The 11613-nt window shown below is 52.2% G+C and carries 14 protein-coding genes; 11 read left to right on the top strand and 3 right to left on the bottom strand.

Annotation, left to right across the window (positions count from 1 at the left end; translation table 11 throughout):
- Nucleotides 1-194: 194 nt before the first annotated feature.
- The 11 genes from Q7J08_RS07915 to hisB all read left to right on the top strand — a co-directional run bounded on the left by Q7J08_RS07915 (nt 195) and on the right by hisB (nt 9215).
- A complete protein-coding gene (locus Q7J08_RS07915; RefSeq protein ID WP_304911146.1) occupies nt 195-467 on the top strand; it encodes a ferredoxin family protein in 273 nt (90 codons plus the stop codon).
- On the top strand, nt 464-1597 hold the full coding sequence (locus Q7J08_RS07910) for a 2-oxoacid:acceptor oxidoreductase subunit alpha (protein WP_304911145.1): 1134 nt from the start codon (nt 464-466) through the stop codon (nt 1595-1597). The genes Q7J08_RS07915 and Q7J08_RS07910 overlap by 4 nt, the downstream gene beginning before the upstream one ends.
- Nucleotides 1594-2388, top strand: coding sequence for a thiamine pyrophosphate-dependent enzyme (locus tag Q7J08_RS07905; protein ID WP_304911144.1), 795 nt, complete (start codon nt 1594-1596; stop codon nt 2386-2388). Before Q7J08_RS07910 ends, Q7J08_RS07905 begins: the two co-directional genes overlap by 4 nt.
- Complete coding sequence (locus Q7J08_RS07900; protein WP_304911143.1) at nt 2385-2918, top strand: 2-oxoacid:acceptor oxidoreductase family protein; 534 nt, start codon at nt 2385-2387, stop codon at nt 2916-2918. Before Q7J08_RS07905 ends, Q7J08_RS07900 begins: the two co-directional genes overlap by 4 nt.
- Nucleotides 2915-4000, top strand: a complete 1086-nt coding sequence (sucC, locus tag Q7J08_RS07895) for an ADP-forming succinate--CoA ligase subunit beta (protein ID WP_304911142.1) — start codon at nt 2915-2917, stop codon at nt 3998-4000. Before Q7J08_RS07900 ends, sucC begins: the two co-directional genes overlap by 4 nt.
- Nucleotides 3997-4869: a succinate--CoA ligase subunit alpha gene (gene sucD, locus Q7J08_RS07890; protein WP_304911141.1), complete on the top strand. Its 873-nt coding sequence runs from the start codon at nt 3997-3999 to the stop codon at nt 4867-4869. Before sucC ends, sucD begins: the two co-directional genes overlap by 4 nt.
- Nucleotides 4869-5675 carry a diadenylate cyclase gene (locus Q7J08_RS07885; RefSeq protein ID WP_304911140.1) on the top strand — a complete coding sequence of 269 codons (807 nt, stop codon included), beginning with the start codon at nt 4869-4871 and terminating at the stop codon, nt 5673-5675. The genes sucD and Q7J08_RS07885 overlap by 1 nt, the downstream gene beginning before the upstream one ends.
- Nucleotides 5676-5844: 169 nt before the next feature.
- Entirely contained in the window at nt 5845-7062 is a 1218-nt protein-coding gene (locus Q7J08_RS07880) for a methionine adenosyltransferase (RefSeq protein ID WP_304911139.1), read from the top strand.
- Between the two features lie 2 nt (nt 7063-7064).
- Nucleotides 7065-7925, top strand: a complete 861-nt coding sequence (hisG, locus tag Q7J08_RS07875; RefSeq protein ID WP_304911138.1) for an ATP phosphoribosyltransferase — start codon at nt 7065-7067, stop codon at nt 7923-7925.
- 1 nt (nt 7926) lies between these two features.
- Nucleotides 7927-8646 carry a 1-(5-phosphoribosyl)-5-[(5-phosphoribosylamino)methylideneamino]imidazole-4-carboxamide isomerase gene (gene hisA / locus Q7J08_RS07870; RefSeq protein ID WP_304911137.1) on the top strand — a complete coding sequence of 240 codons (720 nt, stop codon included), beginning with the start codon at nt 7927-7929 and terminating at the stop codon, nt 8644-8646.
- Nucleotides 8634-9215 (top strand): imidazoleglycerol-phosphate dehydratase HisB, encoded by a 582-nt coding sequence (gene hisB / locus Q7J08_RS07865; RefSeq protein WP_304911136.1) that lies wholly within the window; start codon nt 8634-8636, stop codon nt 9213-9215. Before hisA ends, hisB begins: the two co-directional genes overlap by 13 nt.
- 130 nt (nt 9216-9345) lie before the next feature.
- Here the strand turns inward: hisB and Q7J08_RS07860 are convergent, their stop codons facing one another.
- From Q7J08_RS07860 to Q7J08_RS07850, 3 genes are all read right to left on the bottom strand, one after another.
- Nucleotides 9346-9549 carry a histone family protein gene (locus Q7J08_RS07860; protein WP_011832869.1) on the bottom strand — a complete coding sequence of 68 codons (204 nt, stop codon included), beginning with the start codon at nt 9547-9549 and terminating at the stop codon, nt 9346-9348.
- Nucleotides 9550-9719: 170 nt separating this feature from the next.
- Complete coding sequence (gene mtxX, locus Q7J08_RS07855) at nt 9720-10475, bottom strand: methanogenesis marker protein Mmp4/MtxX (protein WP_304911135.1); 756 nt, start codon at nt 10473-10475, stop codon at nt 9720-9722.
- The gene (locus Q7J08_RS07850) at nt 10472-11464 is read right to left on the bottom strand and encodes a methanogenesis marker 2 protein (protein WP_304911134.1); all 993 of its coding nucleotides are present in this window, start codon (nt 11462-11464) and stop codon (nt 10472-10474) included. The genes mtxX and Q7J08_RS07850 overlap by 4 nt, the downstream gene beginning before the upstream one ends.
- Between the last annotated feature and the right edge of the window lie 149 nt (nt 11465-11613).

Genomic DNA, 11613 nt, shown 5'->3' with positions numbered 1-11613 from the left:
GGTCAATTTCTTCCATCATCATTTCCGCATGCAGGCAGGGTGTTTTCCGTTGATCTCCGACTTGATTTTTCCTTCCATCCTCCGTCAGGGGAGAGTCTGCAGGTCTATTTTTCTTCGGATATACGGGATGTGCGGCATACTCAACGGAAGAACTTTTAGCCTGTTAAAGACTCATAATATTAATAGTATTAATAATGAAGCTCGTTATCAATGAACGCCGGTGTAAAGGCTGCAATATGTGTACGAAAGTCTGTCCTTACGGAATTTTCCAGGAAGGGACGAGACCTGGTTCACGCGGCTACATCATCCCGGTTTTGGACCATCCTGAGAGATGTACAAACTGCCGTTTGCAGAAGCTCTATGGTCGCCAACTCTGCGGGATGTGTCAGATGATATGTCCGGACCAGGCAATATCCTGGATTGATGAAAAACCGTTCGAGCCTCAGAAAGTGGTGATTGAATATTGACAGACAAAACTGATTTCCTGAACGGCAATGTTGCCTGTGCAGAAGGAGCTTTGGCTGCCGGATGCAGATTCTTTGCCGGCTACCCTATCACCCCCTCGACGGAAGTCGCCGAGAGAATGGCAGTTCGCCTGCCAAAAATCGGCGGGACCTTCATCCAGATGGAAGATGAGCTTGCAAGTGCCGCCGCGATCATCGGAGGTTCCTGGGCCGGCGCCCGGACGATGACCGCGACGTCGGGACCTGGCTTTTCCCTGATGATGGAAAATATCGGATATGCTGCCTTCACAGAAACGCCGATTGTGATCGTAAACGTTCAGCGTGGAGGTCCCTCCACCGGTCAGCCGACGATGGCCGCTCAGGGAGATATGCTTCAATGCAGATACGGCTCGCACGGTGATTACAGTGTGATCGCTCTGTCTCCGTCCTCTGTTCAGGAGATGTATGACCTGACGGTGAAAGCATTCAATCTTGCCGACCGGTTCAGGACCCCGGTGTTCCTGATGACAGATGAAACCATCGGACATATGCGGGAAAAGATCACGCTGCACAGCAATGTCGAGATCGTACCCCGCCGCGAGTTGAAAGAGGGCGAGCTTCCCTGTGCCCCGGACGAGAACGGTGTTCCCGGATTTGGAACATTTGGCATGGGTCATAACGTCCACATCACCGGACTGACCCATAATGAAAAGGGATATCCGGCGACCGATTCTGCGGAGATCCACGAGAAACTGGTCCGCCGCCAGGTTCGAAAGATCGAGGATTTCAGAAATGAAATAACCGATGTCGACATAGTCAATCCGGACGCCGAGCTGGTTTTCATCTCGTACGGTGCTCCGACCCGTACTGTTCGGCAGCTTATAGCCGACGTTCCGGATACATATGGTCATCTGAATCTGCGTATCGTCTGGCCGTTCCCGGATGAATCATTGCTCGCATTCAAAAATGCCAAAGCGTTCATCATCCCGGAGATGAACCTCGGACAGATCGCAAAAGAGGTGCGCCAGCACACCAATATTCCGATCGTGGTTGTGCCGAAACTCGGAGGTGCTCTTCATACGCCGGCAGAGTTGCTTAAGGCAGTGGAGATCGCAAAAACCGTGAAAAAACCGGTGACTGAGGTCTGCTTATGAACCTGGAAGACTGGTATCGTCAGGATCGGCTGCCTCATATCTACTGTGCGGGATGCGGGAACGGGACGATCCTCAACTGTACCCTCAGGGCCGTTGAGGAGCTGGACTTCAAAAAGGAGGAGACGACCTTTGTATCCGGAATCGGCTGTTCTTCCCGTGCGTCGGGATACACATCGTCCGACTCGCTCCACACGACCCACGGCCGTGCTCTTGCCTTTGCGACCGGTCTGAAACTGGTGAAACCCCGACAACATGTGATCGTGTTTACTGGAGACGGAGACTGTTCTGCGATCGGCGGGAATCACTTCATCCATGCATGCAGAAGAAATATCGATATCACTGTGATCTGTATGAACAACAACATCTACGGCATGACCGGTGGTCAGGGAAGTCCCTGTACTCCCTATGGTGCCATCAGCACAACAACACCTTACGGCATGCAGGAGCAGCCGTTCGATCTCTGCAAATTGGCAGAGGCAGCTGGGGCAAACTACGTTGCACGCTGGACCTCATTCCACGTAAAAGAACTGACCGAAGCGATCCGCATTGGACTTGAGACTCCTGGTCTTTCGTTCATCGAGGTAATGGCCCAGTGTCCAACTTCGTTTGGCAGCAAAAACAAGATGCGGCAGGTGACCCAGATGATCGACATGTTCCGGGAAAATGCCGTGCTGAAGGTAAAAGCCGACCGCGATGCGGCCAAAGGTATCCAGCTTTCTCCGGAAAAATTCGTTGTAGGTCAGTTCGTCCGCAGGAAAAATCCGCCACTCGGCGTGGAGGCGGCGAAATGAAATCCGAAATCAGATTCTCCGGTCTTGGCGGTCAGGGGATCATCACCGCGGCGGTCATTCTTGGAAGGGCAGCTGCATTATATGCGGGAAAATATGTTGTCCAGACTCAGAGTTACGGTCCCGAAGCCCGCGGCGGGGCCTCAGCCTCTGCGGTTATCATCTCGGATGATCCGATCTTTTATCCGAAGGTAACGGATCCGGATGTATATGCCATTATGTCCCAGGAAGCATACAATAAATACGGCTCGAAGGTCAAGGATAATGCCGTAATGCTCATCGACCCGGGGTATGTCACCAGCCGGCCGGCATGCAAATATTATGAGGTGCCGGCGACGGCAGAATCAAAATCGCAGTTGGGAAAAACCGTGTTTGCCAATGTGATCATGCTCGGCGGGATCCTTGAAGCGACCGGGATCGTGTCCTATGATGCGCTTGAACATGCGGTTTTGGACAGCGTCCCCAAAGGTACGGAAGAGAATAACAAACGGGCACTTGCGATCGGGCAGGAACTCGTCAGGAGTCAACTATGAAATTCCGCGAATATGAAGCGAAACAGATCTTCCGGGAATCAGGAATCCCGGTGCCAAACAGCGTTCTGATCACCTCCGCCGACGAGGCAAAACCGGCTCTGGACAAGGTTTCTGATAAAGTCGTCCTCAAAGCTCAGGTCGATGTGGGCGGCAGAGGAAAAGCCGGCGGCATTCTTCCGGCAACGGCAGAGAACATTGCCGATGTCGCCCGCGATCTGTTTGCGAAGACCATCAAGGGACTTCCCGTTGAAAAGATTCTGGTCGAAGAAGCGCTCGAAATCTCGCATGAATATTATCTGAGCATCACCATCGACCGTGCAAAAAAAATGCCGCTGATTCTTTTTTCCAGCGAAGGCGGCGTCGAGATCGAGACCCTCGCAAAGGAACGACCCGAGGCACTCCGTCGCGTGTATGTGGATCCGTCATTTGTCACCCTTCCGGATTTCATCGTCCGAAACGTGATAGGTACCGCTCCAAAAGAAATAGGTAAAATCGTTCGTGATCTCTTTGCCGTTTTCCGATCTAAAGATGCAGTTCTTGCGGAGATCAATCCCTTGGTGATGACGCCGAAAGGTATTCTTGCAGCAGACGGCAAGATCATTCTGGATGACAACTCCCTAGCCCGCCAGGGCATCTCCGAGAACAGGGACCTCACCCCGCGTGAGGCCGAGGCCGAGAAGCACGGCTTCTCCTATGTCGAGCTGGACGGAAACATCGGCGTGATCGGAAATGGAGCCGGCCTTACCATGGCGACGCTCGATATCATATCCCACTATCACGGAAAAGCCGCGAACTTCCTGGATGTCGGCGGCGGGGCTGCGTCAGACAGAGTTATGTATGCAGTCCGGCTTGTTGCATCCATGCCTGGCGTAAAAGTGATCGTGGTCAATCTTCTTGGCGGGATCACCCGCTGTGATGAAGTCGCCAAAGGGATTATTGAAGCAGGCGTCTCACAGCCGGTGATCGTTCGTATCGCCGGTACAAACGAAGAAGAAGGCCGCCGGCTCCTTCAGGCGTGCGGATACGTCATGTCCGATACTATGGACCAGGCGATCCGGGCCGCGGTGGAGGTAATACAATGATCTACGCAGGAAAGAACACAGGCATCCTCGTGCAGGGAGCAACAGGATCCCAGGGAAAGTTCCACATCAATCTGATGAACGCCTATGCAAAACAGGTGGGCGGCACCGGCGTTGTTGCCGGTATGACTCCCGGAAAAGCCGGTCAGGATGTCTTCGGCGTTCCGGTCTATAACTCCGTTGTGGACGCCTTGGATGAATATGAGATCGGAGCTTCGGTCATCTTCGTTCCGGCAAGCGGATGCGGGGACGCCATCATGGAAGCTGCCGATGCACGCATTCCTACCATTGTCACGATCACAGAACATGTTCCAGTACATGATATCATGCGGGCAGTGGCCTATGCCGGTTCCCGCGGGTCCCGGGTTATTGGCCCGAACTGTCCGGGAATGCTTGTTCCGGATGAATGCAAACTGGGTATCATTCCGGCAAATCTCTGCAAGAAAGGGGACGTTGGCGTCATCTCGCGAAGCGGGACCCTGACATACCAGGTCATATCCGAACTGACCTCGGCCGGTTTTGGTCAGTCAGGAATTATCGGCATCGGCGGAGATGCGGTCATAGGTCAGACCTTTGCCGAAGTTGTAGATGAGTTCCATGCAGACGGACGGACAAAGACCGTTGTTCTGATCGGGGAGGTGGGCGGCAGTCTGGAGATCGAAGGAGCACGTCGTGCACTTGACCTCGGCATGCCTATCGTCTCGTATATCGCCGGTGTTTCTGCCCCGAAAGAGAAACGCATGGGACATGCCGGCGCGATCGTCGAAGGCGGCGAAGGAGATGCCGGATCCAAGATCGAACGTCTGCGAGCCCTCGACATCCCGGTTGCAACACGCCCGTCGGAGATCCCAGATCTTATCAGGGGGTTATAATGAGTGATAAGAACAGAAATCTTCTATTAGCCGCGGACAATCTGGCAAAAACGGTGAACGCCCTTGCCATCATTTCTTTTCTTCCAAAAGAAGAGGAGCTCGTCATCGACACACCTACCGTGCACGTGGTCGATATCCAGCCCGAGATCCTGCGTGATCGCAGCATGATAGCTCTCGTGGATTACTGTTCGAATCAGATCGTCGATGCGGTACTTCAGTATAAGATACTGACCAGCGTGGACAGTGGAACGGTGGTTGCCGCATTTCCGTATGCGATCCTTATCTATGATGTGGAAAGTGAGGACAATTCATTCTCAGTCGGCAATTATGCACATATCGTCGATCCGGAAGCCCTTCACGCAGTACTGATGCTCGCGCTTGAACTCGCCCATGACGGACGTGAAGGCAGATCGATTGGTACTGCTTTCATTGTAGGCGATATCGATGAACTGAAACGCTGGTCGCATCAGGGTGTTCTGAATCCATATGCGGGCCACCCAAAAGAAGTCAGGGACGTAAAGGTCAAGGAAAACTGGGAGAGTGTGAAGGAGTTTGCCCAGCTTGACGGCGTCTTTATCGTCGATCGGAACGGGATCATCGAAGCGTCCGGCAGGTATCTCGATGCAGACAGCCGTGATGCGAATCTGCAGAGCGGACTTGGCGGCAGACATCTTGCCACCGCGGCAATCACCAAGGTCGTACAGGCGGTAGGCATCGTTGTCTCCGAATCGGGGGGGGTCATCCGCGTCTTTGTCGGCGGGAAGTCCGTTGCCCAGATCCGAACGGATATCAAACTGATACTTTGAACCGGCGCGATGGATATGATCGTTCACCGCCCGGTGAATCACTGTGATAATCTCTATGAATAGTTTCCGTAATTTCTTATATTCAATTTCCCGCAGGTCCAAAATTATCTGATTTGTAATGAAAGCTTTTTTATATTCAAACGTCAGATTATTCTGAAGTGATTCAAAAATGAAGAGAAATATCAGCATCACACATCTTTCTCAGACTCCAATGGAAAAGCAGAAAGTCGAACTGGTCGAACGCAAATGTATCGGTCATCCCGACAGTATTGCTGACGGCGTTGCCGAAGCGATCTCCCGGGCACTCTGCAGAGAATACATGGACGAATGCGACGGCGCAGTCCTTCACCACAACACTGATCAGGGCGAAGTCGTTGCAGGTGAATCCCTCCCGCAGTTTGGCGGCGGTAAGATCATCAAACCGATCTACTTCCTCTTAACCGGAAGAGCAACCCGCCAGTTCGGCGACAAAGTATTCGCCACCGATTCTATCGCCGTTGAGGCTGCACGTTCCTATCTGAGAGAAACCATACCCACCTTCAATATGGAAAGCGATGTAGTCGTCGACTGCCGTATGGGTACGGGATCCACCGATCTTCGTGATGTGTTCCACACAAAGAAAGGTCACACCGCAGTTCCGCGTGCAAACGACACCTCTTTTGGTGTTGGTCATGCTCCCTTCTCCCAAGTCGAGCAGATAATCCTCGGACTCGACGAGTACATCGCCAAAGAGTTCCGTCCGAAAAACCCGATGGTCGGTTACGATCTCAAACTCATGGGACTCAGAGACATCAATACCATCACCATCACTGTAGCCTCAGCAATGGTCGACCGATATTGTTCCGGAGTCGACGAGTATGTGGAGATGAAAGAGAAGATGGCAGAATCCTTCTCCAATGTCGCCAGACAGTACACCGACAGAAAAGTGAAAGTCGAGATCAATACCGCAGATATCATCCGCAAAAAAGCGACCTCGGTTTTCCTGACCGTGAACGGTACTTCTGCTGAGATGGGCGACGACGGATCGGTCGGACGCGGAAACCGCTGCAACGGACTTATCACGCCAAACAGACCTATGTCCATGGAAGCAACCTCAGGTAAGAACCCGATCAACCATATCGGCAAGATCTACAACCTGCTTTCTACTGAAATTGCAAAGGAAGCATGCCAGAAAGTTGATGGTATCGATGAGATGTATGTCAGACTCCTCTCCCAGATCGGTCACCCAATCGACTACCCGCACATTGCAAGCGTTCAGTGCATTACCAAACGCGGATACATGTTCAAGGACTTCGCACCCGAAGTCGAGGAGCTCGTCAACAAGCGTCTGGAAAACATCACCGACATCACCAGACTCGTCATCGACGGGAAATTAAAGACCTTCTAAGTATGGCTAAAATACGTCTGGCGATTCCAAATAAGGGTCGTATAGCAGAGCCGATCAACGATCTGATGGACAAGGCGGGTATCCATGTCAACATGACCGGTTCCCGTCAGCTTATCGCAAAGACCATAGATCCGGAGATCGAGGTCCTGTTCGTCAGGCCGATCGACATACCCGAATATGTAGCAAAAGGTGTTGCCGATATCGGCATCACCGGCCTAGATATGGTCGCAGAACGCCGGGCGGATGTTTCCTGCCTTCTGGACCTGAAGTTCGGCTCGGCAAAACTTGTACTCGCTGTCCCGCATGAATCTCCGATCAACTCGGTGGAAAATATGGATGGGATTCGAATTGCCACCGAATTTCCAAACATCTGTAAAGATTTCTTTACAAAGAGATCCGTCAATGTGAGCATCATAGAGGTCTCAGGAGCATGTGAAGCGGCACCCCATCTCGGCATCGCCGACGCAATCGTCGATTTGACCTCGTCAGGGACGACTCTTGAGGTCAACAAACTCAGGATCGTTGACGAGATACTCGCAAGCACTACCAACGTCATTGCGAACAAAACCTCTCTCGCTGAAAAGCATGAAAAGATCGAGGAGATCCTTCTTGCCTTTGAAAGCGTTATCGCGGCAAAAGGTCAGTGTTATCTGATGCTGAATGTGAAACGCGAAAAACTCGAGGAGATCAAAGCACTGATCCCCGGTCTTGGAGGTCCAACCATTATGGACATTGCAGGATCCGGTTCTGTCGCTCTTCACGCTGTCGTGTCGACCAACAAGGTGTATCAGCTGATCAATCTCCTGAAACGTGCCGGAGCACGGGATATCCTTGTTCTGGACATCACGAGGATGGTGAGATAAGATGGAGATCTTCCCGGCGGTCGACATACTTTCCGGGAACTGTGTCCAGCTTGTCGGCGGCGACCGTCTGACGGCCACGGTCTACGGATCCCCGATGGACAATGCACGCCGCTGGATCCGTGAAGGTGCTTCCAATCTTCATGTCGTGAATCTTGACGGAGCATTTACCGCGAGCAGCACGAATGCGGAGATGATCCGCGAGGTGGTCGAGATGACCGACGTCTTCGTTCAGGTCGGCGGCGGTATCCGCAGTCTTGAAGATGCCCGCGGGTGGCTGAACTGCGGGGTCTCCCGGATCATCCTGAGCACATTTGCGACCCAGGACCCCTCCGTTATCCGGACACTAAGTAAAGAGTTCGGCAGCGAATGTATCATGGCCGGCGTGGATGCACGTCGGGGAGAGATCGCCGTTTCCGGATGGCAGGAGCTTGCAGGCGATTACATCGGCTGGGCACAAAAGTTCGAAGAACTCGGTGCCGGATCTCTTCTCTACACAAATGTAGATGTGGAAGGGAAACAGGCCGGTATCGACAGCGAACCCGTACAAAAACTTTTGGATGCCGTCAGCATTCCGGTCATCATTGCAGGAGGCGTCACGACGTCTCAGGATGTTGCCTGTCTCAAACAGCTGGGTGCGTCCGGCTGTGTTCTCGGATCGGCACTCTACAGCGGACGAATCACGCTGAAAGAAGCATTGGAGGCAGCAGTATGCGATCAGTAGAAAAAACCCGAGAGACAAAAGAAACCAACATCCGTGTCGTTTTCGATCCGGATACGCCCGGAACGATCGAGATATCAACAGGCGTTGCATTTATGGACCACATGCTGAACGCGTTTGCCCGTCACGGCGGCTTCTCCCTGACCGTTCTGGCAAAAGGCGATCTTGAAGTTGACTGTCATCACACGATTGAGGATATCGGGATCGTTCTAGGAACCGCCGTCAAAGAGGCGGTTGGCGATGGACGCGGCATCCGGCGTTTCGCCCATGCCATCATTCCTATGGACGAATCACGGGCCACCGCGGCACTGGACATCTCCGGCAGGGGGTATCTCGTCATGGAGGGTGCCTTCACCGGTATTTCTACGGGCGGTATCCCAAACGATGTATTCGAACACTTTTTCTACAGTCTCTGTATCAATGCGGGCATCACTGCGCATGTGATCTTCTCCGGCGTAAATGATCACCACAAATGCGAGGCGATCTTCAAGGCGTTTGGGATAGCTCTCGGGAAAGCCCTCTCAGTCCGTCCCGGAAACACTGCGGTTCCAAGTACAAAAGGAACACTCTAATACTTTTTTAAGAGACATAGCTCTTTTTGGGAAAAATCTGGGCTTCATGAGAAACCGCTCGTAAAAAAATACAAGCCTGGGCTTGTTTTATGCACGGGTCTCTTCGACCCGCACACCACATAAAATCTGGTTATTCTTTTGTGGCGAGGTCAATGTCCTCGGCCTTGATGGTCTTGCGACCTGCGTGCTGGGCAAGCTCAAATGCCTGCTTTGCAATAGCCTCAATGTACGCTTCTGCTTTTGCTACTAATGCATCTGCTGCATCTTCGCCGACACGAACTGCGCCAGCTTTCTTTGCAAGTCTGACAACTGCTGCTTTTGGTAAGTCTGCCATAATTATTCTCAAAGAGAAAATGGTTCAAAATAATATATATAACTATGCCAAAAATGAGCATTTTTATCATACTGATGATTTTTAGAGGGTATTTTATATTTTGCTTTGGCATTGCGCCCGAATTTCCGATTAAGTCATCATAAAGAACCAGATCGAAAAATAGAGCTTGATTATAGATTATTTTTTCCAGAAAGGGCCGCGGCCAGATTCAGGGCGGGGACGTATCCGAACGAGGCGCGCGAACTGTCGATAAAAACGCCCGGAATATTCGTAACGGGCGCACCATGCCCGATTCCGGTTCCAAGAAATGTTAGTGTACGGAAAATGAGGTTCCCGGATATGCCGTCAGGGGCAATGATAACCCCACATTCTTTGACCGCATCTTCGATCAGGATCTCGCTATGGATCGCCCCGGTTTTTTCCGCAACCAGAATCGCGTCCTGTATGGATCTGTCAACGATCGGGTGTCGTCCGATATCGCCGATCCTTCCCCCGGAGAGAACGGCCGTCTTCTCGGACAAACCAAAACTCTTTGCGAGGTCTCGGCCGCGGGCAATCAATGCTACTTTCTCCTCCACCGTCCATCCTTCATCAACACCAACCGGTGCGAGGAAAAACCTGTCACCGTGTGCTGTTTCCAGCAGTGCGATCCGTTCCAAATGGGAGACACCGTATGCGGTCTTCAAATAACGGAGGGTCTCATTTGCCGGAAGTGTCCCTCGGACTGCGCCGTCAATTTTTCCCGCACGGAGATCATCGATGAGAGCCACCTCCGGATGATTCGAGATGACCGTTCCGACAAAGGCTGATCCTTTCAGCGGGACTTTCGTATAGCAGAGAATGTGGAGATCCTCTGAAGCTGCCGTATTTGCACTTGCCAAGACCTTTTCGGCGTCGGCGCCGCAGCCGATCCCAAGCGTTATCATACAGTTATATTGGTTATACCCTCAACGCAGAAGTTGAAGAGCGTGGCTTTCTCGCTGCCTTTCTGAAGAACGAGCTGCCGGGTATTGTTTACGGTTCCGATGACCTGAGCTGCCATATTGACTTTTCTGAAAGTCTGACAGACCTGATCGACCGATCCCTGGTTTGCTGTTACGATGAATCCCATACCAGGATACATCCGTACCCACTGCTCGAATCCGATGCCGAGCTTCTCCAGATCAGGCCGCGGGATCGCGTCGAGATCGATCAGACCGCCGACATTACTGGACTCAAGAAGCATGCCGAGCGTCCCGATGACCCCTGGATTCGAGATGTCTTTTCCTGCGGTCAGGAGATGACGTTCGCCGAGCGTCTTCATGACGGCGATCTGGGACCTGAGCAGTTTTGGGTCCTTCATCGTGACCGAGTCCCAGTTCATACCTGCATTCGGGTGGACCCTTCCGTTAAGATCGATCGCGACGACGATCGCATCTCCCGGTTCTGCCGTCGTACTGTAGATCACGCTATCCAGCTCGGCGATCCCGAGGATCGAAACGTCGATGACATTGTGGGGTGCATCGGGGTGAAGATGACCGCCGACGACCGGCACGTCAAAGGCTCTGGCTGCATCACACATGCCCCGTGTGACTTTGTCCATGAGTTCATCGTCTACTGCAGAGAGAACATCCACCATCGCGATCGGTTTGCCCCCCATTGCAGCTATATCATGGATATTGACAAGGATCGAGCAGTATCCTGCCCAATACGGATCAAGATCCATCAGCTGATTCCATATCCCGTCTGCAGCCAGAAGGAGAGCCGAACGACCGTTCTGAATGACCGCAGCATCTTCTCCGTACGATGCAACAACGTCAATGTTATCGATGTGGAGCGTTTTTACTAGATTGCCAATCGCTTTTTTGCGTCGTACACCATCATATTTTCTGACGGCGTCTGAAACGGACTCGGGGGTATATGTATCTGCAGACATGGTTTTAGGATCACCTCTTGAGAATGAAGGGACAGGATTTTTCCCGCCCCTTGGTATGTTGTCTTGTCTATTTATTCCCCCTCTGTAATGATAATATCTGTGTTTCAGCAGGCCGAATCAGGGGGAAATTTTATCTTTGCGTATGGGAA

It is taken from the genome of Methanocorpusculum sp. (assembly GCF_030655665.1).
In the GTDB taxonomy this organism is placed as follows: Archaea; Halobacteriota; Methanomicrobia; order Methanomicrobiales; family Methanocorpusculaceae; genus Methanocorpusculum.
This window is presented reverse-complemented; position numbering and strand designations above follow the sequence as displayed.

Bases quoted from the DNA above. Each gene is read 5' to 3' on its own strand.
- mtxX (WP_304911135.1), bottom strand. From the start codon at position 10,475: ATGATAACGCTTGGGATCGGCTGCGGCGCCGACGCCGAAAAGGTCTTG.
- hisA (WP_304911137.1), top strand. From the start codon at position 7,927: ATGGAGATCTTCCCGGCGGTCGACATACTTTCCGGGAACTGTGTCCAG.
- sucC (WP_304911142.1), top strand. From the start codon at position 2,915: ATGAAATTCCGCGAATATGAAGCGAAACAGATCTTCCGGGAATCAGGA.
- hisB (WP_304911136.1), top strand. From the start codon at position 8,634: ATGCGATCAGTAGAAAAAACCCGAGAGACAAAAGAAACCAACATCCGT.
- Q7J08_RS07860 (WP_011832869.1), bottom strand. From the start codon at position 9,549: ATGGCAGACTTACCAAAAGCAGCAGTTGTCAGACTTGCAAAGAAAGCT.
- Q7J08_RS07880 (WP_304911139.1), top strand. From the start codon at position 5,845: ATGAAGAGAAATATCAGCATCACACATCTTTCTCAGACTCCAATGGAA.
- sucD (WP_304911141.1), top strand. From the start codon at position 3,997: ATGATCTACGCAGGAAAGAACACAGGCATCCTCGTGCAGGGAGCAACA.
- hisG (WP_304911138.1), top strand. From the start codon at position 7,065: ATGGCTAAAATACGTCTGGCGATTCCAAATAAGGGTCGTATAGCAGAG.
- Q7J08_RS07850 (WP_304911134.1), bottom strand. From the start codon at position 11,464: ATGTCTGCAGATACATATACCCCCGAGTCCGTTTCAGACGCCGTCAGA.
- Q7J08_RS07905 (WP_304911144.1), top strand. From the start codon at position 1,594: ATGAACCTGGAAGACTGGTATCGTCAGGATCGGCTGCCTCATATCTAC.
- Q7J08_RS07885 (WP_304911140.1), top strand. From the start codon at position 4,869: ATGAGTGATAAGAACAGAAATCTTCTATTAGCCGCGGACAATCTGGCA.
- Q7J08_RS07900 (WP_304911143.1), top strand. From the start codon at position 2,385: ATGAAATCCGAAATCAGATTCTCCGGTCTTGGCGGTCAGGGGATCATC.
- Q7J08_RS07915 (WP_304911146.1), top strand. From the start codon at position 195: ATGAAGCTCGTTATCAATGAACGCCGGTGTAAAGGCTGCAATATGTGT.